At 59.2% G+C, this 22,001-nt stretch carries 18 protein-coding genes; 9 read left to right on the top strand and 9 right to left on the bottom strand.

The window, feature by feature from the left end; genetic code table 11:
- Positions 1 to 206: 206 nt before the first annotated feature.
- From O7A70_RS16360 to O7A70_RS16335, 6 genes are all read left to right on the top strand, one after another.
- Positions 207 to 1,838 carry a hypothetical protein gene (locus O7A70_RS16360; RefSeq protein WP_337141277.1) on the top strand — a complete coding sequence of 544 codons (1,632 nt, stop codon included), beginning with the start codon at positions 207 to 209 and terminating at the stop codon, positions 1,836 to 1,838.
- 190 nt (positions 1,839 to 2,028) lie between these two features.
- Complete coding sequence (locus O7A70_RS16355) at positions 2,029 to 3,249, top strand: glycosyltransferase (protein WP_337141276.1); 1,221 nt, start codon at positions 2,029 to 2,031, stop codon at positions 3,247 to 3,249.
- Between the two features lie 128 nt (positions 3,250 to 3,377).
- Positions 3,378 to 4,748 (top strand): polysaccharide biosynthesis/export family protein, encoded by a 1,371-nt coding sequence (locus O7A70_RS16350; protein ID WP_337141275.1) that lies wholly within the window; start codon positions 3,378 to 3,380, stop codon positions 4,746 to 4,748.
- Positions 4,749 to 4,945: 197 nt separating this feature from the next.
- The gene (locus O7A70_RS16345; protein ID WP_337141274.1) at positions 4,946 to 5,824 is read left to right on the top strand and encodes a sulfotransferase family protein; all 879 of its coding nucleotides are present in this window, start codon (positions 4,946 to 4,948) and stop codon (positions 5,822 to 5,824) included.
- Between the two features lie 257 nt (positions 5,825 to 6,081).
- Positions 6,082 to 7,587 (top strand): lipopolysaccharide biosynthesis protein, encoded by a 1,506-nt coding sequence (locus tag O7A70_RS16340; protein ID WP_337141273.1) that lies wholly within the window; start codon positions 6,082 to 6,084, stop codon positions 7,585 to 7,587.
- Positions 7,588 to 7,727: 140 nt separating this feature from the next.
- A complete protein-coding gene (locus O7A70_RS16335) occupies positions 7,728 to 10,208 on the top strand; it encodes an RTX toxin (protein ID WP_337141272.1) in 2,481 nt (826 codons plus the stop codon).
- A 257-nt stretch (positions 10,209 to 10,465) separates the two neighbouring features.
- Here the strand turns inward: O7A70_RS16335 and O7A70_RS16330 are convergent, their stop codons facing one another.
- The 7 genes from O7A70_RS16330 to O7A70_RS16300 form a co-directional block, all read right to left on the bottom strand.
- Complete coding sequence (locus O7A70_RS16330; protein ID WP_337141271.1) at positions 10,466 to 10,975, bottom strand: nucleoside kinase; 510 nt, start codon at positions 10,973 to 10,975, stop codon at positions 10,466 to 10,468.
- A 224-nt stretch (positions 10,976 to 11,199) separates the two neighbouring features.
- On the bottom strand, positions 11,200 to 11,454 hold the full coding sequence (locus O7A70_RS16325) for a hypothetical protein (protein WP_156938267.1): 255 nt from the start codon (positions 11,452 to 11,454) through the stop codon (positions 11,200 to 11,202).
- A 79-nt stretch (positions 11,455 to 11,533) separates the two neighbouring features.
- Positions 11,534 to 12,529 (bottom strand): nucleotidyltransferase family protein, encoded by a 996-nt coding sequence (locus tag O7A70_RS16320; protein ID WP_337141270.1) that lies wholly within the window; start codon positions 12,527 to 12,529, stop codon positions 11,534 to 11,536.
- Entirely contained in the window at positions 12,519 to 13,685 is a 1,167-nt protein-coding gene (locus tag O7A70_RS16315) for a PqqD family peptide modification chaperone (protein WP_337141269.1), read from the bottom strand. The genes O7A70_RS16320 and O7A70_RS16315 overlap by 11 nt, the downstream gene beginning before the upstream one ends.
- A 94-nt stretch (positions 13,686 to 13,779) precedes the next feature.
- Positions 13,780 to 14,796 carry a hypothetical protein gene (locus O7A70_RS16310; protein ID WP_337141268.1) on the bottom strand — a complete coding sequence of 339 codons (1,017 nt, stop codon included), beginning with the start codon at positions 14,794 to 14,796 and terminating at the stop codon, positions 13,780 to 13,782.
- Positions 14,793 to 15,626, bottom strand: coding sequence for a hypothetical protein (locus O7A70_RS16305; protein ID WP_337141267.1), 834 nt, complete (start codon positions 15,624 to 15,626; stop codon positions 14,793 to 14,795). Before O7A70_RS16305 ends, O7A70_RS16310 begins: the two co-directional genes overlap by 4 nt.
- A 7-nt stretch (positions 15,627 to 15,633) precedes the next feature.
- Positions 15,634 to 16,914, bottom strand: coding sequence for an O-antigen ligase family protein (locus O7A70_RS16300; RefSeq protein WP_337141266.1), 1,281 nt, complete (start codon positions 16,912 to 16,914; stop codon positions 15,634 to 15,636).
- A 407-nt stretch (positions 16,915 to 17,321) separates the two neighbouring features.
- Here O7A70_RS16300 and O7A70_RS16295 point away from each other — a divergent pair, with 407 nt between their 5' ends.
- Entirely contained in the window at positions 17,322 to 17,570 is a 249-nt protein-coding gene (locus tag O7A70_RS16295; protein WP_337141265.1) for a hypothetical protein, read from the top strand.
- A 125-nt stretch (positions 17,571 to 17,695) separates the two neighbouring features.
- Here O7A70_RS16295 and O7A70_RS16290 read toward each other — a convergent pair whose 3' ends face one another.
- A complete protein-coding gene (locus O7A70_RS16290; protein ID WP_337141621.1) occupies positions 17,696 to 18,283 on the bottom strand; it encodes a sugar transferase in 588 nt (195 codons plus the stop codon).
- Between the two features lie 524 nt (positions 18,284 to 18,807).
- Between O7A70_RS16290 and O7A70_RS16285 the strand changes: the two genes are divergently transcribed.
- Complete coding sequence (locus tag O7A70_RS16285; protein ID WP_337141264.1) at positions 18,808 to 19,923, top strand: hypothetical protein; 1,116 nt, start codon at positions 18,808 to 18,810, stop codon at positions 19,921 to 19,923.
- Positions 19,924 to 20,030: 107 nt separating this feature from the next.
- Here O7A70_RS16285 and O7A70_RS16280 read toward each other — a convergent pair whose 3' ends face one another.
- The gene (locus tag O7A70_RS16280) at positions 20,031 to 20,591 is read right to left on the bottom strand and encodes a response regulator transcription factor (RefSeq protein ID WP_337141263.1); all 561 of its coding nucleotides are present in this window, start codon (positions 20,589 to 20,591) and stop codon (positions 20,031 to 20,033) included.
- Between the two features lie 1,141 nt (positions 20,592 to 21,732).
- Here O7A70_RS16280 and O7A70_RS16275 point away from each other — a divergent pair.
- Positions 21,733 to 22,001: GTP-binding protein (locus tag O7A70_RS16275; protein WP_337141262.1), on the top strand; the 269-nt coding region annotated here is incomplete at its 3' end.

The raw sequence follows: 22,001 nt of genomic DNA, 5'->3' as shown, positions 1-22,001 counted from the left end.
CCAATAGGTTGGTTGGATATACCTCGCCGATACGATGACCGGCGACGATGAGCGAATGACCCTCGACGCGATCAACCAGGGGAAACCCCTTGCAACCTTCACGTAAATCCAAACCCGGAAGCTACCGTCCGACGGATCCCGGAGAGCCTCGGGACGGCCTGCAGCCGCAACAATATCGTCGCTGGGTTCCAAAAGCCAAGGCAAGCATGCTGGTCGAAGCGTTGACGCCGGGGGTGAATGTTCCAGCGCCAGCTAGGGTGGTTGGGGCGAGCCCGTCGATCAACAAAGCAGATGCCGGTGTTTCTCAAACCGACGCAAGCGCCTCCTTGCTGCCCCTCGAAACAGTCCCGGCCCTCCCGATCGCCACCGAACTGTTTCGAGCATTCAATGAGAGCGGCCTGAAGTACGGAATAATTCAGGATCTCGCATCCCTGCAAAGCGGACTTGCGGGCCGCGACGACCTGGATCTCCTTCTGGACAAGCACGACTACCCGGTCTTCTGCTCGATCGTGAGCAAGCTGCACGGTTGTCGCAGCGTGAGCCTGTCTTGCTACGACAATGTCTGTGCCGGCCGGGAGGACTGGTTCCTGCCTGACTTTCCAAATGGCCGCTATCTCCATCTCGACATGCATATCGGGATCCGTGTCGGCTGGGAATTTCGCAAGCGATATCCGGTATTCGACTATGCGGCGATTACACGATGGGAGTCGATTTGTGTGGATGGGGTGTCGATTCCAGTCGTCTCACCCGAGGACGAGGTTCGAATAACCATTGCCCGCTTCGCCTTCCGGACCTGGGCATTGCCTTGGCGACAGTGGATCCCCGTCGGTGGTGGTTGGAGGGACCAGTTTGCACGCCCGCCACTTCCGTCAGGCCAGCAAGGCTTGGGTGTCGCGGAATACACACTTGGCGGCGGCAGACTGGCGAGCTGCAGGTTTCTGCAAAGCGTAGACGGTTTGATGGCAAACCGCAGAGATCTTGCCAGGCTCCGGCGCTCAATCCGTGGAGCCTGCGGTTTTACAGGAGGTTACGGGATCGCCGATGCCGGCGTTCATCTGGTCCGCAAGACCTCATATCTGGCGTTGAGGTCCCTTCAGCGCCTTATGCCCGGCACATTCCCACCAAAGAGGCGACCTGCGGCTGGCGGCTTTGTAGTGGCGCTCGTCGGCCCTGATGGCATGGGAAAGAGCACTCAAGCTGATCGGCTGACACGGATATTTCGATGGAAATTCGGGTGTGCGCAAGCATATGTCGGAATCGGAGACGGCAATGGGTGGTGGCTCCGCAAGGCGTTGCAGACTCTGGTTTTTCCCTACAGACGCCGCCTAAAGTCGTTGGCCCAGCACGATGGCAACAATTCCCTCAGCCGAAATTGGTCGAAGGGAGGACTCGCCGCTGCCGCGCTGGCATTCTGGGCAGTCTTGATCGCGTTAGAGCGATACGCTGTCGTGAAACGTGCGCATCGGTGGGCTACGCGCGGCCTGATCGTCATTTGTGACAGGTGGCCGCAGGCGCTGTGTAGCGGATATCTGGACGGGCCAACCGTCCCACCGCACCTCTTCTCCGTCCCCGGCCTGTCGGTTCTCGCCCGCCTCGAGCAAAGGCTCTATCAAAAGATGGCAGAATGCCAGCCACAACTCACTTTGCATCTCGTTTCAGATTTTGCCGTCTCCGAGCAGCGCAAGCCGGGAGAAATCAGGAAAGAAGCGTTCGATGCGCGGCTATCGCTGATGGCGGAATTGCGAGACAGGGACAAGAACATCCGAACCATTGACGCGAGCGCCGGCATAGAGGCGGTCGGCCAGGAACTGTTCAGGCATATCTGGTTGTCCTTCTGAGAACAGCTGGCGGCTTAACGCCGGCATTCACCACAGCAGACGCGCTGGCCAGCTTGCCACGATCGCGCCAAGCAACAGCCGATCCAGGCCGTGCCAGGGAAGCCGCCGAGGAGCCCTCAACGCTCCGCCTCCAGGCGCTCGCTCACCCGGATGCGCCGCCCCGGATTCATGTCCCCTGAGGTATAAGCAAATGAAGATTGTTCATGTGCTCACCAGACTGCTTCGGGCAGGCTCCGAAGAGAACACATTGGCCTGCTGTCTCGCTCAGGCGCGGCATGGCCACGAAGTGCTTTTGGTTCACGGCCAAGAATACGATGCTGGATTACGGGCGTCGGTTGCCGGAGCCATCAGGGTGGTGACCCTGGAAAAACTGATCAACTCGATTTCGCCATCCCGTGACATTTCCGCATTCGGGCAACTCACTCGCCTTATACGCGATTGGCAACCTGACATCGTGCACACACATCAAAGCAAAGCCGGGATTGTCGGTCGCCTTGCCGCCAAGGAAGCCAATGTCCGTTGCATCGTACATGGCGTGCACATTTTACCTTTCGTGCATGTGGGCAACGCGCAGAGGCTCATGTTCCTGGCTGCCGAACGCCTGGCCGCGAAAGTCACGCGCGCTTTCATCGATGTCAGCCAGGCCATGCGCGACATTTGCATCGCCAATCATTTGGGCAGTCCCGATCAGCACCACGTCGTCCATTCCGGTTTCGATCTGACACGCTTCGCGAACGCGCAATGGCCCCAGGAGCCGCATCTGCTCCTGGGAACGGCCGCCGGGGAGCCTAAGCCACCGGTAATCCTTATGCTGGCCGCATTGGAACCGAGAAAACGCCATGTAGAGTTCATTGAAGCATTTGGGCAAGTCGTAGACCGAATCCCAAACGTGCGACTGATCCTAGCCGGTGAAGGGCCGACTCGGTCCGCTGTTGAAGCGGCGATTGAACGATCTCCGTTCGCAAACAACGTTCGCATGATCGGCTACCATTGCGAGCCTGAACGACTAATCAGCCTAGCCGATGTATGTGTGCTGACGTCCATGCGAGAAGGACTACCTCGGGTCGTAATGCAGTATCTGGCGGGTGGTCGAGCCAGCGTGGTCTCGCACCTGCCGGGCGTGGAAGAAGTGGTGAAGCATGGCGTGAACGGAATTGTGACGCCAGCAGAAGATGTTGGCGCCGCAGCGGCGGCGATCGCGGACCTTCTGCAAAATGAGCGCTATCGCGCTCAACTGGCTGCCAGCGCGAAATTCACCGACCTTTCGTCATGGGGAATGGATGCCATGTGCGACAGGGTCGAGTCGATCTATCAGTCCGTTCTTGAGTCAGCTCTCTCAGCCGCAAGGCCGAATGACCCGCGAATTCGCGATGGCCTCGCCAACCAGACCGTAGGACTGCACGGATTTTGATCCCTTTTTGCTCCTTCGACGGAGCACGGATTTCCAAGGCTTAATTCTCGACAACGAATACCTGCCGTGACGTTCCGCCGATGAATGTCGACTGGTCCTGACGGCAGCATGACAACGGGAGTACGACGATGCGTTTGCGTGCCAACCAGCAATTTCCATCCAAGCCTTCGCTGCAGGATTGGTGCCGATGGCTATTTCCAAGACCCGGACCCGTGGCCGGCCGCATGCTCGCAATGATTGGTGGCCTCGCCATTGCCGTTGTTCTAATCGCGGCAGACGCTTCCCGTGCCGATGGCTATACATTCGACACCGGCGACGTCCTGCGCGTATCCGTGATTGGCGAGACAGCCTATCCTCTGGAAGTCGTGGTCGATGACCGGGGCTCGATATCACTTCCCATGTTGGGTGATGTCCAAGCCCGCGGCCTCAGCAGCGTTGCCCTTTCGCAGGCCATTCAGCGTGCATTCCAGCAGCAGAAGCTCATCCTCGAGCCCTACGTGAAAGTGGAGATCGGCCAGTACCGGCCATTCTTTATTTCCGGGACGGTTGCTCATCCCGGATCGTACCCGTTTCAACCCGGCATTACGGTTCGCCATGCACTCGCCATAGCAGGCGGCTTTCGGGCTACGACCGCGGGAAACACGGAGCCGGCCCTGCAAATAGCGGATCTACGCAGTGCGCGCGCAGGTCTGGCGATCGAGGAATACCGTCTGAAGGTTCGGCTTGCCCGGCTCCAGGCGGAAAGCCGACAGGACAAATCCTTCGTTGCCCCGCCGGATCCGCCAGTCGAGTTTGGCGTCCACTTGATTGACGACATCGTAGCATCCGAACAAGCGCAGTTGGACGCCCGCCTTGCCGCATATCGGGACGACATTTCCTACCTTGATGTCTCGTTGGAGCGGGCCAGGAAGGAAGCGGATATGGTCGCTGCCACTCGAAAGGAACGGGAAAAGACCGCGGACATTCAACTCGAGGAACTGCAGTCCGCCCGTTCATTGCGGGAAAAGGGCCTGGTCACCAATTCGAATGTCATGACGGCCGAACGAGCACATACCAGCTATCGCGCCGAACTTTCGCAGACCGAACTGCAGCAGGAGCAGGCGCAGCAGGCGCAGCTGACCGCTGAAAGCGAGCTGCGAAAAAAGAAGCAGAGTTATGAAATGGACTTGATCTCGCAGACCCAAGACACGCAGGTCGAGCTGGGGAAAATTCAAAGTCAAATAAGGTATGTCGCCGACAAGCTTCTCTTTATATTTACATATGGCGAACAGAGGACCTTCGACGATTTGCAAGGCTCCGTGAAGATTTCGATCTTCAGGCGCGACCAGAAAGCCGCCCACGACATCGTCGCGGATGAAAACACGGAAGTCAGAGCTGGCGACGTCATCGAAGTCTCTGTCGTGGCCAACAAAGGGTTCTACGCCCCAGACACTTCCGGAACAACGGCGATCCCGAATGCGAAAGGCCCGGCGCTTCAGCCAAGCCTTATCGGTCAATAGCAAGAACACATGCCCGCTTCCTCGGTCATGGCTTCGCTTCAGGCTGCGGCCTCGCTCCGCAACGATCGTGGGTTCGTCGGGCCATGGACCTTTGAGGGACCAGATCATGCGTGCGTTCAGAGACCAGTAGCCGCGCGGCGGAGCTTTTCACGCCGGTCGGCGCGATCCTGGCTAACCTTTAGAGACGGAGACCTGTCATGACAGCAACAGAGCTGAAACCTCCGATTTTCCTGATCGGCAACTATCGGTCTGGAACCACAATCGCACAAAAATTAATCGGGCTGCACCCCGACATCGTTACCTGGTACGAGCCGAAAACAGTGTGGCTATACGCCGATCCGGCGCGGCGTCATGACGAATTCGTCGAAACCGACGCTACTGATAGGGTCGCTCGCTACATTCGCGGCAGATTCCTTGAATATCAGTCGCAACACGGCGACAGACAGATCATGGAAAATACGCCTGCCAATGTCCTGCGGGTGCCGTTTGTTCACAAGATATTTCCAGACGCAATATTTCTCTATATAACGAGAAATCCTTTTTCTTACATAAGCTCGATGGAACTTAAATGGCAGCGAGCTAAATCTTTAAAAGGTCTAATACGGCTCTTGAAGATGACGCCCGTGTCACAGATTCATTATTACGCAAGAGACGTTCTGAAGCAGGTGGTCACAAAAAGGCTGCTGGGGAAGAAATACACATCGATCTATGGGCCACGTTACAAGGGGATAGATCGGGATTTGACGGAGAACGAGAAACTGACGGTGATCGCGCGCCAGTGGGCGCGCGGCAATCGAAAGGCTCGCGAAGATCTCGCCAAGCTGGGCAATGGCCGCGTGCTCTCTTTTCGCTACGAGGATTTGATACAGGACCCCGAGTTGGTCTTGCGGCGAATCTATGAGCATTGCGGGCTGAACTGTACCGACGATATCGTCCACAAGGCCAAGGAGATGATCGATCCTGGCCGCCAGCAGAAGTGGCTCCGCCTCGAACGGAAAGATTTGACGGCGATCATACCGGAGATCCGGGATGAGATGGAGTTCTATCGCTACGAAATCCCCCCGCTCCTTCAATAGGAAAGGCGCGCTGGGCGGGCAAGCGAGACCGCTGCCGAGGCCCTTTGATGCCTCATGCGCACGCAACTGAAAAATAGGTGCGGTGAAGCCGAGTGTCGAAGGGCACGGATGACCCTTACGCCGTCATCCTGGCAATGACGAAAATGACCATGGCGCCGATGATCACGGGCGCATCGCCGAGCATCGCCTGCGGCTCGGCGGATCCAGGATGGACGCAGTGGTCGCCTTTTTGAACCGGCCGACGAGTGGAGAGAGATGTGAGCAACAACCGGCGGGGGCTGGCAAAACAGAGTGTCGTGGGCATGTTCTGGACGGCCCTGTCGATGGGCGCCCTCGCGGTCGCCGAGCTCGTCGCGCTTCTCGTCCTGGCCCGACTGCTCTCGCCCAATGAGTTCGGCCTTTACTCCGCGGCGCTGATCGTCATCAAGTTTTCGGCGATCTTCCAGGGACTTGGCATTAGCCCCGCAATCGTCCAGCGCCCGGTCCTGGAAGAACGACATCTTCGGGTAGGGTTCACCTTGTCGTGCGTCCTCGGCCTTGTTGTGTCCGCCCTGGTATGGGCGATGGCACCGGCAATTGGCGGTCTGCTTCGGCTCCCCGATCTTGCTCCGATCGTTCGTGCCATCTGCTTTGTGTTCCTTTTCCAAGGCGCTTCCATGGTGGCATTGGCCGCAGCCCAGCGCGCGCTGCGGTTCCGCTGGCTGGCGCTCGTCGACGCCTGCGCCTTCGCCGCTGGCTACGTCGTTGCCGGTCCAGTACTGGCTTGGCTCGGCTTCGGTATCTGGGCCCTCGTCGGCGCGCTCCTGATCCAGCAATTCATCCGCATGGTCGTGCTGCTCGCTGGCCAGCCGCATCCGATGCTACCTTTGCTGGAACGCCGGGCCACCGTCGAGCTGCTTTATTTCGGAAGCGGTTTCACCATTGCCCGGATATGCAATTACCTCGCCACCCAGGCGGACAGGCTTGTCGTGGGCCGCTGGCTCGGAGCAGATGCGCTTGGCCTGTACGGCCTGTCGTCGCAGCTGATGACGACGCCGGCGGTCATCGTCGGGCAGGTTCTCGATCGAGTGCTGTTCCCGACCATGGCTCTGGTCCAGGAGCAGCCGGCGCGGCTTGCTCGTGCCTATCGCAGCGCGGTCGCGGGTTGCGCTCTGCTGGTCCTGCCCGCCAGTGTGGTCGTAGCGATCGTCGCGCCGGAGTTGGTTGCGGTCATTCTCGGGCGGGGATGGGTGGGAGTAGTCGCGCCGCTCCAGATACTAGCGTTCAGCATGCTGTTCCGCACGAGCTACAAGCTTAGCGATTCCGTCTCGCGCGCAACAGGGACGGTCTACGCTCGTGCCTGGCGCCAGGCGGTTTTCACCATCGGCGTCTTCGCCGGTTCCCTCATAGGGCAATTCTGGGGCATAGAAGGCGTGGCGTTCGGCGTCGGCGCGGCCTTCGGGATCAACTTCTTCCTCATGGCACAGTTGAGCCTCCGCGTGACCGGCATGACATGGGGGGATTTCCTTGCGGCGCACCTGCCCGGGCTCGCGCTCGCGGGTGTTGTCGGGACTGGCGTCTGGGCAGTCGTGGACTGGCTGCGCGAGTTCCATCTATCTCCTCTTCCCCTGCTCATCGATACGGCATTGCTGGCATCCGCCGGAGGCTTGCTGCTGTGCTGGATCCTGCCGTCGCTGTTCCTTGGACGGGACGGGCTATCACTGCTGCGCCTGCTCGCGGCCGTGGCGCCGGCCTGGCCCAGGATGAAGAAGGCAACAGACTGACCAGCAGGACAATCGGGCCGCGGCTTTCATGCGCCCGCGACGCGGTGGCGATTCGCGCCTGGGGTATGGGAACTGACCTCCTGTCGGGCGCGTGGCGATGCCGGTTTTAATCACGGGAAATTGGGGAAGGGAAATCCAACATGACTAAACTGACTGAGGTTGGCGCGAAATTCCTGACGACTGAATTCGGCAGCGACGCAGGCATTGGCGGCGACTGGCTGAACATTGACGATTGGACCCAGCCGAGCGGAAAAGAAAGCGGTAACGAGACGGGTCATGTGCTCTCCGATCTTGGCGAGGGGCTTGCTGCCGAAACCGGCCAGGGCAGCCACACTCCGAACTTGGAACCAGCCGCGAGCAAGCTCGATCTCATTTCCGGGCATGGGATCATCCCGCCATCGGGAGACGACGGCGGATTGAAATTCACCGGACAGACCGAGGTGCCGGCTGGACTTGCCATCCATCTGGACAGCACCTTTGTCGACAGCTCCCGGAATCATGTGGACAGAAGCGTCACCTACACCGCCCCTGCCCTTGCAGACACCCGCACGGTCTCGACAGGGGGCGCTGTCGCCACCAGCAGCCTCCTCGCCGCCAGCTCAAGTGCGATCGACCCGATCTTCGAGACCAGGGTGGCGACCGCAGGCGACGACGTCGAGGAGAAAGGCTCCGGTACGATTGGGACCAACATCAGCGATCTGGAGCTGGGTTATGACGGCAGCACCCGCCAGACCGTCGGCCTTCGCTTCACCGGCATCGACATCCCCAAGGGTGCCATCATCACCAGCGCCTACATCCAGTTCCAGGCCAACGAGGTGAAAACCGGCGCGGCCTCGCTGCTGATCCAGGGCGACAACACCGACGACGCCAGCCCCTTCACCAGCGCCGCCTTCAATGTCTCCTCGCTTCCCCGGACGACGGCATCCGCCGCCTGGACACCGGACCCGTGGACCGTCGTGGGCGAACAGGGCCTTGCCGAGCGCACGCCGGACCTTACGGCCATCGTCCAGGAGGTCGTCAACCGCTCCGGCTGGGTGGCGCTCAACGACATGGCCTTCCTGATCAGCGGCACCGGGACGCGCACGGCCGATTCATACGAGTACAATCCCGCCAGTGCGCCGCTGCTGCACGTCGAATACCTGTTGCCAGGATCCGGCAAGCCGGTGGCCTTCAACACACCCGCCGATAGCAATTCAGCCACCAACGAGATTAACGAGCTCGCCGCGACCGGTGCCCCTACCGGAATTACTGCTTCGGCTACCGATCCCGATGCCGGATCGAGCGTCACCTACAGCATCAACGATGCGCGCTTCACCATCAATTCCAGCACCGGTGTCATCACGCGCTCGGCCGTCGGCACGCTCGACTTCGAGACCCAGCCATCCATCAACCTGACGGTGACGGCGACCTCCTCCGACGGCAGCACCGCCAACAAGAGCTTCACTCTCGCCGTCCTCGACAGCCCGGAATCGGTCGCATTCAACGCTCCGCCCGATGCCAACACCGCGGCCAACCAGATTCTCCAGAGTGCCGCCGCCGGTACTGCCGTCGGCATCACCGCTTCGGCCTCGGATCCCGATGCCGGCTCGATGGTCACCTACACGATCGACGACTCGCGCTTCGCCATCAATTCCAGCACCGGGGTCATCACGCGATCGAGCACCGGCACGCTCAACGCCCAGTCCGAACCGACAATCAATTTCCACGTCAAAGCCACCTCGTCCGACGGCAGCTTCGATACTCACACTTTCACCGTTGACGTCACTGGTAGCAGCCAGCTGCCGACATCGGTGACCCTGGCCCATACCATCCTGACCTCGCAGTGGTCGCCGCCGAGCCCCGATCCTACTGACATCGTCTATATTTCTCACCTTGGCACGCTGCTGGTTGCCGACAGTGAAGTCGATGAAATGCCCATTTTTACCGGCAAGAATCTCTACCAAATGAATCTGGCCGGCAATCTCATGGGAACGCTCAGTACCATCAACTTCTCGGACGAGCCGGCCGGGGTCGCTTATAATCCTGCCAACCACCATCTCTTCTTCTCGGACGATACCGGCACGAAGAGCGTCTACGAGCTGAACCCAGGCAAGGATGGGCTTTACAACACGTCCGACGATATCGTGACCTCATTCAAGACCGCCGCGTTCGGCAGTAAGGATTCGGAGGCTCTTGCCTACGACACAAAACGCGGAGTGCTCTATCTCGAGGATGGCTCAAACCATAACATTTACACCATCGCTCCGGGCCAGAACGGCAAATTCGACGGCGTCCCAAGCACGGGTGGCGATGATGTCGTGACGAGTTTTTCTGTACAATCGCTCGGATCCCCTGCTGACGGGGGCCTCGCGTATGATGCGGTCCACGACCTGCTTTACGTCATCGTGTCACGCACCTCGGTGGCAATGATAACGCCAACCGGGAATCTGCTGGGCACGCTCGATATCTCGGCGGCCGATGCGCATAAACCGGCCGGATTGGCGCTGGCGCCGAGCAGCGACGATCCGAGCCACCAAATGAGCCTCTATATCGTCGATCGGGGCGTGGACAACAACACGGATCCGAACGAGAACGACGGCAAGATCTATGAATTCCATTTGAACGATTGGGTAATCGCCTGATCCGGCACGGCTTCGCGTCTTCAAGTCAGTCGTTAGGGCGTCCGGCTTGCCAATCCGCAAGCTGCTGCCGGTCGGCTAGTCTCAGCGCCGCCAGTGAGCCCTTCAGGAGGCGACTACAGCATGTCGCGGCGAATAGGATTCGCCCGACCTGCTGTAAGCTTCTGATTTCATGCATGTCGTTATTCCGGAACCGAGGACATTTCCGGGCGACATGCATTAGCGTCTTCCCGCAAACCATTCACGATGCGTTCAGGGCTTCAGGCGAGTTGGGCGAGGATATCGTCGACAACGCTTGGGACCGTGCCCGCAGTGTCGATATCGATGCCAGCGGGAAGATATTCCCGGGTATGATGGTAGCGCAATACCAGCCGCCGCTCGGCCGGATCGAAACCTGGCTCATTCGGTCGCCCATCCAATCGTCGGTTCAACGTCTCAACGTCTACGTCGAGCACAAAGACCTTGTCGAATAAGTCCAGGAATTTATGGAAATTGCGCGACCCGCCACAGAAGAAGGTGGCAGGATGGGTGGTGTCGGCAGCAATGGCCCGGACCTTGTCGACGGGCCAAATCCAGTGCGCGTATCCCCAGGCGATGTGATCCTGGCCTTCGGGTGGTCCTGGCAGTGCCTTGCCTGTTTCGGGGTCGCCGACATAGGCCAAGGCCCGGTCACCATGGACGACATGATAACCCCGCCGCTCCAGTTCGGTGGCGACAGACGTTTTTCCAGTGCCGGAACCGCCTTCGATCAGGTAGTTCTTGATTCCCATAGGCGCCGTTTATCATGTCGTTCAATCCGGCGAGAAGAGAACGACAACGTGGGAGCGGAAGACCGGTTACAAAAATCGGCAATGGGACGATGCTCGATGCAACGTGTATCGGCGCCGTTAAAAAAACCCGGGCCGCCGGCGGCACTCTGGGTGCCGCAAGCGGTCCGGGCTTTCACGAAGGGCTGGGCCCTATGTCGTCGAGACGCTGTTTTTCAGCGACCTGCTCAATGATCTTTTTTCACCTGGCCGGGCGGGCCGACGTGAATATGGTTCTCGTCTCCCCAACCATTGCCGGGGCGTGTGCCGCCCGATTTGGCAATTGCCTTGGAGTTCAAGCTTGTGCCGAGCAGAAGCGTCACAGCCGGCGGCGTAACCGCCGCAAAACGCCCCGCCTTCTTAAGAAAGTCACGGCGCGCTTGAGCCTCCGAGACCAGCGTCTCTTGCGTCCGTTCCGAGCGTTTTGTGCTTTCTATTGACATTTCGACCTCCCACAAACTTTCTCAAATTCGCAGGTTGATCTTACGCTTTCCATACAGGCGCACTAGTTCCCCAAAAGGCTTAGATTTTCGTGCGAGGATTGAAGAGAGTGCGAGCGACGCGATGCAAGGGGTCCGACGGCCCACGTTTCGCCAACCCGTAGGCGCGTGAAAACCGCCATATGCCCCACATCAAATTGCCTGCCAGGCGCAGCGGGGCGCCAATGATGGGATGGGTCGCCGTGAAGACGCGCCTCCAGTGCTGGAAACGGACCATCGGGCGCTGTGTACATTTTGCGGGGATTCTGGTTCCAAAGAAATGATGCAAGGCCAAGAGCTGGGTGTCGAGCGCATTGCGGGCGCTCCGATCCGGCATGGATTCCTGCAGTGACATCCAGTCCACGTCCTCGCTTTCCGCCAATCGGGCCAGATCATGAAGGTGCCTGAGATCTATCCTTCCGCGCCAGTAATCTCCCTCCTTGAGAAGGTCGTGCACCATCCAATGCAGGGCGCGAGACCGAGCGGGAGGAATGTTCACCCGAAGTCCTCCGAGTTGGACGAGTTCGGGAGGGGCATAGCAGGTTGGTTGGCTCGGCCGAAGTTCCAGCATTCCGGCGTCATGCTCGCGGGCCATGCCTCGGGCGCCCGCCACATCGACGTAGCCAAGCTCTTCAAGACAGGTCCGGGCGAACGTCTCTTCGCGCGGGTCCACGGCTAGGTCGAGGTCACTCGTCATCCTACTGGGAACCTGGCCGCCCGGCGAAAGGAACAGAGGAACGGCCCCCTTGAGCAGAAACGGTACGATGTCGCGGCCATTGAGGGCCGCAATGGCTTCACGCAGTTGGGTACGCAAGCGCAGGTTCCGTTCGCGATTGCAGTCGTGAACGAACCGAAGGTACTCGCGCACGTCCTGCGGGAGTTGATGGATTTGTCCGGCCCGAGCGAGAGACGAGAACAAATCGGGTGTGAGCAGAGTGTGATTTGCCAGAGCAATCACGGCCTGCCAGTCGGCGCTGTCGGTCGGAGCGCCGCGAAGTCCAGCGACCAACGCCTTAAGCGCGTTGCCTCTACTCGTCATGGCACGCCTTCGAGATAAGCTGTACCGCATCATCAAGCCCCGAATAGGTCAGGCAATAGGTTTGCGCCGAGCCGATGAGTTGGGTCAGCACTTCGAAAGCGGTGCCACTGAGCTCTCCGCCGGGTGCCAGCGCGCCGTTGAGCAGGCCGCGCAATGCGTGAGCTGGATCGATCGGCTCCAGGCTAGCTTTCGAGTCACGACCTCTACGGAGCAAAACCACACAGCCAATGGGCAGGGGAGCGGGAGGCAAGGGCACGAACGCCTTGGGCACGGCAAATCTTACACGCTTGCGGTCGGGGCGGCGACAGATCGGAACGGCATCGAGGCCGGGGCAGTATTTGGCCAGCAACGGCCATGCTCCCGCCTTGACCGCCGGGGCAAACGGAAGGCCGACGCCATGCCCGCTAGAGTCCAGCAGCGTCACATCATCGGCGACAAAGCCAAATCCTGCATGGACCAGTGCCAAGGTCAGCGTCGTCTTGCCCGCGCCCGGATTGCCACAAAGAAGGACGATGCGTTCATTTCTGAGAAGCGCAGCCGCATGGAGGGCAAGTTCATATGCGCCGTAGTCCAGAACCTCGGTCAGCAATTGCCCCTTCAGCATGACGGGTAGTTCGTCGAGGGAGCAGGACAAAATCCACTTGCCATCCCGCAACAGATGGACTCTCCCTCCCTGCCCAACCACCTCGAGCAGTACGTCGGCAGTATCTCTTTTGACCTCGAGGTGGCGAAATACGGAAATCGCGGGAAAGGCGTAGGCTGCCGGATAGACGATGCGTATGTGGAGGCCCGCAACCGCGACCACCTGGCTCACAGGCTTTTGAGCTGACGAAGTAGACAAGGGCGCGCAGGGCCGTATCAGGTTCAGCCGCTGCCAATCTTCGAGTGCAGCCTCGACATGCCTGTCTGCCTCAAGTCTATCAACGCCACTGCGCGCCATCTCGACCGAGATGGCGTGCGGTGGCATGCCTTCTTCCAGAGAGCGCCAGATGTCGGCAGCAGTATCGTTGACGGCGAAAATGGCCTTCTGGGAAGGGCTGAACAGGATATTTTGTCCCCTGACGCGTACCAACCGCCCCTGAATCACAAACGTGCCAGGGCCGTGATCGACGGATCCTGATGCCATACTTCTGTCAATCGCCTCGTGCTGGTTCATCGCGGTGACGGTCCAAGCTGTTGTTGCAAGCAGGGTGCATGCGAGCGCCACCTGTCTTTGCAGTTAGGATAATCATTGCCGACGCTGCGACTTCTCACAGCAATTCGTCGGAGAACCGGACCACGTCCTGATGCGCCGCGATCCACTGGAGATGCGCCTTGTTCCAATATTCGCGGGCGTTGGCGCCCGTCAGCAATCTGAAACCAGATGGCGGCAGCGGCAACGAGGAGGGGATTGCCTCGTCGGGCAGCCACAGCAAAACGTTGTCGCGGCTTTCAATCGTCAGCCGCCATGTTCTTTCCAGGCGATGGAATCCACGCATGTTGGCCGCGGCCAATGCGAAAACGGATTCCGTGATCCTCAACCTGGGCGACTGATCGACAGCCTTGATCGGCGCCTGATGGGTGATTTCGCCCTTGGACAGGAAGGCATGCATACGAATGAGGGATTTGTCGACCCGCACCGTTTGCCCTGTTCCGTCCCGCTCGTTTGACGCAGGGTCCAGGCTGATCCCCGAGAAACATCCGTCAAACAGGCAATCTTCGATGATACCGCTGAGGAGATAGTCGTTCTCCACCGCATCATCCCTGATTTCGCTGAGCCAGCACCCTTTTAGGCGAAAACCGTCGGCGTGCTCGGCGAGGCGAATGCCATCCCAGCAGCGACGGGCACGCACCCCTTCTATTGTCGCATCGGTGGTTCCGTCCCTGACAAGCAGAGCCGCGCTGTTGCAGTAGGTATCCCGCCAATCAGACGTCAGCGGTACCTGGCCGTCGAAGCGGCCGCCGACAAAGCGAACCCCGGGACAGTTGCGGATGACGACGGGATAGCGATTGACCGGCAACGGCCCCTCGTCGCAGCCCATCGTCGCGCTGGGATCGCTGTTTCTGCTGTTGGCCACCGTGAAGGAAGCATTGCGAGCATTGATAGTTGCTCCCGGCTGGAGATTCCGAATTAATTGCTGTTTGAAGCCATACTCACCCGCCAGGACGAACTCGTTGCCTCCCGGCTTTTGGCCGCCTTGCGCTCGGAGCGAGCTCGGCAACAAAGCGATTACAGGATACAAGCCGGCGACGGCCATGAAAGAACGGCGGTCCATTTTCGCGCTCATTGACCTACCCTATCGCACAGCCGATGCCGTTCAAGGCAGGCCAGTAGCACCGCGTCGAGAACCCTTTCGGCGACGTCTTCGGGCGACGCAACCCTCTCCACGTTGACCGCCACCAGTACGCCGGCGTGATCTTCCGTTCCCATCCTCCACTCAAGATCGGTCGCAATCTGGCGGCAAGCACCATCCGCGGTCGACCACAGATCAAGGCCGCGGTCAGGAGATGTCCTTTGCATCCGCGAGGACCGATCGCCCCTTTTCAGAAGTCGATCTCGTGCCACGCCGATCTCGCCGCGCAGATGGACAAAAGCAATATCGTGCACGCCAATGGCGAACAGGATATCAAGCCACTTCTCGGATGTTGCCCCACGCCTGCTCTTAAGCAAGATGGATAGGAATCCCTGCAACAGGCCCTGGTCCATGACAATAATTGTATTTCTTCCCTGTCTCTCGCTTTGAACATAAGCAATCAGAAACGAAAGGTTCCAGATGACTCTGGCTATGTCGACAATTGATGATTGCCCACCTTCGATGACAAAGCGCGCAATGCGCGAGAGCAAGGAGCGAAACTCACGATCCCTAAGCCTTGGTGCAACAATACCTATTCTGTAGATCTGGCGGCCGATGAACTTTCTTGTCTCCGACGCTACCCGCACATCACCCACCAACGGGCCGTGCCGCCGCAAACCGTTCGCCAACAGGGTGGTTGCGGTTGTCTTTCCAATCCCGGGGAGACCAAAGAATTCCACAAATCGAATGTCTGTTTGAAGTGGGCGTGGTTCGACGTTTGGCGGCAAGCCTGCCGTCAGGTCATGGACTGTGTGCGAAGCCATGGGAATTTCAATGTTGAAAGAGCTGGGACCCTGGAACCGCGTACAATTTCGGACGCTCAGGGCCGGTCTGCAGTGATCGTTGGACGCCGCGGTAGAAGATGAGCAAAGCCAACGGCAGCCAGAAGAAAGGCGCTGTCGATGGACCGAAGGAGTCGCTCATCTGGTTTGCGATGATGTAGTTCCACAGGGAAACCGACGTCCCAAGCACCATCACATTCACTTCCGCCGCATGGTCGCCCCCCCTGTCGTTGCCGAATAATGTGCAGAACACGACCCTGACCAGATATGCCATGACCACGAGAACCAGCATCGACACCAACGCCAAGCCGGGCACTCCCAGTGTTCTAAAGAAGTCAATGAACAGATTATGGCTATGGGGTGCGATATCTTCCACCCATTGCCCTGCCCCCACACCCGTGAACGGGTGCGACAGGCCGAGATCGATCGATATGGACCACAGGCGCTGCCGCGATACCACCGAATGCGCCTCGCCTCCGGAAAGTTGAAGGGCCAGCAGGCCGTAAGCCCGTGGATTTAGGAACTGCAATGTCAGCAGGCTCGCTTCGAACAATACCGGAGCGGCAATGGTTCCCACGATTACTTTTAACGGACTCTGCTTTCTTCTGATTAAATATATACTGTATAGTGCAAAGAAAAGACCAAGGCCCACCACACCGAGAACGAAGTTGGTCTTCGAACCCGATTTCACCAAACCCAGGAGCACCGCAGCGAGGCAGCCCATAAGGAGAAGTCGGTGCCGGCGGGATGTGACCAGCTTCGCGGCGACAAGCGGCAGACCAGCCGACAACGCGATCCCGAGTTGGTTCGAGTGCTTGAAATAGCCTTCGGCCCGATCGGCGAATCTGGCATCGCCCAGCCCGATTGCGACAAGACAGGATGTTACGACAGTCATGATGACTATGGTCGTCACAACCCTGTCGATTGCCACGAGACCCTTCGGTCTCAAGGAGATCGCCGCGACTGCTGGAATGATCGCGAAACCAAACACTTGTGAGAAAACCGCGCGCATCGTCCTCATCGGATTGTCTGCGTAGAGCATCGACAGTAGAGAGAGAACGATGATGACAGCAGATATCGTCAGCACCGCTGTCGTCAGGGCGGCCTCAATCCGATGGAGGCGTCTTGCTGTTTCCGCATAGGCACCGACACTTAGCAGAGCGCAGAACAGTGCCAGCACGAAGGAAAGCGAGCCATCCGTTCCGGCAATCCGCGTGGCGCCAGGGAACCAGATGGACAGGATCAGCAAAAGGACAGATACCTGAAGCATAGGTAGAATGTCACGTTAGAGGCATTATGCGGGAACTGCGCGCCGACGCAGCCTCGCGTTGATGCGCAACATCCAGCGCCTTGTTGTCCTGAATAGCTGCACTGATAAACACAGGCTTGGCGTCCGGATCATAAATCATTGCATGCTGCCGCACGGCGGGTGAATCTCCGCATACCTATTTCCATGCAGCGTAGGCTCGGCGGGTGGACAAGGAAATGAGCGAAAAGGGGGCATTCGGACAGGGTGCTCTACGCCTTTTGTGCAGCACGGGGGAGTGTGCGGCGATTTCCCGCCCCTCGACCGCTCGTCGGCGAGGCGGTGCAGCCGGATTGAGTGTTGGTACCGATTTCGCAGATGTGGGAGACTTGGAGATGGCACACTGAGTCTTCCACCCATAGGAGATCGCCGTGCTTTGGGGCCTTGTCGTCGTCGGTGTTATCGGCATCTTGCTGGGATTTCGTTTTCGAGTTGCCGCGCTCATCATCATGACCGCGGTGACTGTCGTGGGCGGCGTCGCTGCAGGCGGCATCGGCAGTGTATTTGATTGGCACCACCTCATCTCAATCCTGCTTCTCGTTGTCGTTCTGCAGGGCGCCTACTTGCTCGGCCTCTTCCTGGGCGTAATCTGGCGCCAAGGCATGTCACGTGAGCAGTAATGGTCCGCGGCTGCCATTTCGCCGCGGCCGGCCGGCGCCGCACCTTTCGCCATCGCGGTCGCGACAACACGATGCGGTTTTTAGGCAAAGCAATGCATTGGGCAAGAATTTGCGATGCGCACTAATCAAGACGCACGGTCGAATTTCATCACGGCGCCCACAGTCCGGACGAGAATGACAACATCGGCCCATAGGGACCATTCCCGCACATATTGGCTGTCGATAGAGACACGACTGGGATAATCCATTGCGTCTCTGCCGGCCACCTGCCAAAGGCCAGTTAGCCCAGGCCGGGTTTTCAGATAATCGATCGCAGAGGAGCCGTAACGTTGAAGTTCGTCGGGAACGACTGGACGAGGGCCGACGCAACTCATCTCGCCGCGCAGCACGTTGATGAGTTGAGGCAGCTCATCCAGGCTCGACTTCCTGAGAATGCGCCCCAGGAATGTGATCCGCGGGTCATTCTTGAATTTCCAATTCTGCTCCCACTCCTTGGCGGCTTCGGGATTGCTCGCGAGATAGTCGGCCAGGACCCGCTCCGAGTTGGCCACCATGGTCCTGAATTTGTAACAGGCGAAGCGCCTGCCGTTGAACCCGATCCGGGTGTGTGAGAACACCGCCGGTCCGCCGTCGGTCACCAATATCAAAAGGGCAACCGCCAGCATCACCGGCGCAGCGAGGACAAGCGCGATCAATGCGACGGTCATGTCCATCATCCTCTTGCGCCGGCCTCCAAGCGGACGGAGGTTTTGGCCGACGCGGATGCCTGGCCCGCGGTGCTTTATGTCAAAGGCGCTTATTGTCACGGATGTCACCAAGAAACGCTGCTGGTTTTGCTGCCCAACTTCACAGCGGCGCGTCATTCTCGGCAAGAGAAGCAAAGGAGGTAGCGCCGTACCCAGCGCTCGTTACCCCCTTAGCCTGATCCGAGCGTCGCAGGCGTAGCCTCGGTAAGTCTTCCGATCAAACGGGGTATCACCTAGCATCCGTTTGCTGCAGTAGCAGTTCGGGCAGGTTCGGCTGTATTGCCAAAGCGCGGATTGGAACGGGTTCGGCCACCAAGAGGTCAGAGGGCCAACCAAATTTGGACCGTCACTCGCCTGGGCGAGAATAGAATAGACAGGAAGTAGTTTACCAAATGCGAAGGCCGCAAGCGCGTCAGCCAACGCAATGCAGGAAATGCACGCGCATCGCGCCCAGACGAGACCGGCAGGGCAGCGGATCCGCTTAAAGGACATTGCCGGCCTACCAGATAGTGAGAGCGCGCAACGTGGTGCCCAGCTTCATGCCTACATCACGTCATTTTTCAGCAAGGTCGTTTGCTCGTGATTTTCCCGAGATCGACCGTGCCGAAGTCCTTGCTCTCGTGCGCAAGCAAATAGCCTTGCTCGATCTCGATCTCTCCGGCCTCACCGTGGTCGTTGGCGCTGCGACAGGATACCAAGCAGTGACTGCGGCAGCGGCGGCGCTCGCTAAGGCCAGCCGCGTCGTTGCGCTCACTCGCATATCCTCCAGACATCCGAGCCTGGCAGCAGCCGCGACCGCGACGTTGGCATTTGCCAATTTTGCCAACGTGTCGGAACGCGTGGAAGTGACGGACCGCATCGACAGCCGCAAATGGCAGGACGTCGACCTCGTCACGAACTCCCTCCAGGTCGGGCCGATTTCTAGATCGCTTGTCGAACTCTTACCCTCTCATGCGGTTGTTTCACTAATGGCTGGACCATGGGAGCTTCGGCCTGGCACTGTGGACTTCGACGCCTGTGACGAGGCCGGCATTAAGGTTGCGGCTCTCAATCTCAACCATCCAGCCGTAGACCTGCTGCCAGAGTTCGCGCGGTTATGCTGCACCTTGCTGGACGATGCCGGTGTCGATCTACGCGCGGCCAAGCTCGCCATCGTCTGCGACACGCCCTGTGCATCATCCCTTGAATATGCGCTCCGCGAGCGCGGGGCGGGAGTAAGCGTTTTTTCGCACCCGGTGCTGCTGACCGACGATGCCTGGGATGTCATCGTCGTAGCGATGCGACCCAGCGACAAACCACCAATGGACATCAACAGCCTGGGCCGAATTGGCCGGAACTCGAACCAAACGCTGTTGGTCCAGTTCAGCGGCGGGATCGATCGCTCGGCCGCCAGCTACTTCGGCCTCACGGTTTGGCCGCCGAAGAGGCCCGGCCGCGATCAGCTAGGCTTGCCACTTGACGTACTCGGAGCAGCTCCGACGGTCCGCAGGCTGACGGGAGGGCTGAAAGCCGCCGAAGCAGCATATCGGGGCGCAGAACTGGGCGAGGACAGTGTTGGATTCCTCGTGAAGGCAAGGTCCGCGACCATTGAGAGGCAACGCAGTTAAACACTAGCGCGAGCGAGTCTGTTCGCGAAAACGACCCGGGCGGGTGTCCAACCTCAGCGGGTCCGGCAATAGTTGCCGGACCGGCTAAGTAAAGTCCGAAGCAGCCGTCACAGCAACATCTGTCTGAGCTTGTAGGCTACTTCCGTGCGGTTCGTAGCCTTCAGTTTCTTCATGATATTGCGGATGTGGACCTTGACGGTGCTCTCGCAAAGATTGAGTTCGTAGGCAATTATCTTGTTCGCCTTGCCTTTCCTGAGCGCCTCTACGACCGCAGCCTCGCGTATCGTGAACATGCCGGCGAGCGGCCGCGCACCGTTTGCCGTCGAGTGGATGATCTCTCGAAGCGCCAGCACGCAGCTGGCGGGTACAAAGATCCCTCCGGCGCGAGCGAGACCAATGGCCTCGGCAGCGACCTTCACCTTCACACTTGTGGGAATGTAGCCTCGGGCTCCGCATTCGAGTGCGGCGAGAACCTCCCCCGGGTCGTCGGAATCCACCACGACGATTACGGGTACGGTGCCAATCTCAGCAATGAAGTCCGTAAGTTCCGCCCGAACACTCTGCTCGGAGACCTTTCTGGCGCCAAGAATGACCAGTACCGCGGATGGCTCCTCTTTCCCAGCAATGTGCTGGATCTCGTCAAGCGATCCTACCGCGCTAACGCGCAAAGTGGGATTGTGTTCGATAAGGCCACGAGCAAGGCATTCACGTTCAAGCGCTCGCTTGTCTACAATCAGGACTAGGCCTTCGCTTCGGTGCTCTTCTTCGACATCGGATCTGCCTAGGCCATTCGAGTCCGGCAGATGTCCATTGTGTAACGGTCGTATTGCATCATTCCAGGAATCGGAAGTTTGGTGAGGTCCCATCGCCTTACATACTCCTCTCCGTCCGACTTGCTTTTCTCCCATTTGATTGGGCCCCGCAAAGCTTGTCAGACGCGTGAACTGATACGCTCCATCGTGTCAGGCTGCCTAGATTTAACCGGGGATTGGATTCAAGGAGTAGAGCATACGCCGCCCCAACGCACGGACGTATGGCCTCCCCGCCCTATGGAGGTAACCCAACCTAAAGGGCATACTACAATGCTGTGGAAAGGGCGCATTAATCCTGGTTAACAATTGGTAATTATATATTAGCTAGCTAATATGTCCAAAGGTATTACAACCTGTAATTGCGTTCAGCTTGTCTCGCATCAATAAGCTGAGACAGGGGTTGCGACTGGTCATCCCCTGTTTGCCGGCAACAAACCATACGGCCGCCAATCGCGGCGAACTCGGCGACCGAGGTGCACATTGGTTCGACCTCGCCGCCACGGCCAAGCGCCTCGGCAAGACCAACCGGATCGATGGTGGCGTGGTCACTGGTTTCCCGGCTAGGCGAGAACGAGGGATAGCAGCAGCGCTGCAAGCCTGATCCCGCAAATCGCCGGAAGAGAGCGTGAGGCGGCGCCTGCACGTCACTGGCTGATCGGTCATCGGTTGACCCCGCATGTTTTCCTCATACTTCTTTCGTATGCTTTGCGCGTCTTGGGTATGAGCGCATATAGTCCGTTATCCCCCGGCGCCGTTTCTCACAAACTGCCCGTCGGTTAGGCCCGGTGTCCTAGCCCCATCCCAACAAGGGGGTGCCGGGCCGCTCCATCCAGACCCGACTGAAGCCGCCGCCCCATCTGCGAGGCGACGGCCGCAATTGCGGTCCCAGGCGTACTGACCCGCAACAGGTCACGTTTGACCCAGCGGCGGATGGGCTTCACATCAGGGCTTGCAGGACCGATAGTCTCAACCTGAAGCGCGAGGGGTATTTCTGACCATGCGCCACATCAAGGCGAAGAGCCTCGCTCCCACGGATGGCGTCCGCGATTATCTGGCCGCGCAGGAGAAGAAGTCGCTGCTGCGCTTCCTGACCTGCGGTTCGGTGGATGACGGCAAGTCGACGTTGATCGGACGCCTTTTGTCCGACACCAAGCAGATTTTCGAGGACCAGCTCGCCGCGCTCGAACGCGATTCGCGCAAGCACGGCACGACGGGCGACGACATCGACTTCGCGCTCTTGGTCGACGGCCTCGAGGCCGAGCGCGA

The organism is Mesorhizobium sp. Cs1299R1N1 (assembly GCF_037179655.1).
Lineage (GTDB): Bacteria > Pseudomonadota > Alphaproteobacteria > Rhizobiales > Rhizobiaceae > Mesorhizobium > Mesorhizobium salmacidum.
Note: the sequence above shows the minus strand (reverse complement) of the source record. Positions and strands in the feature narration are given on the sequence as shown.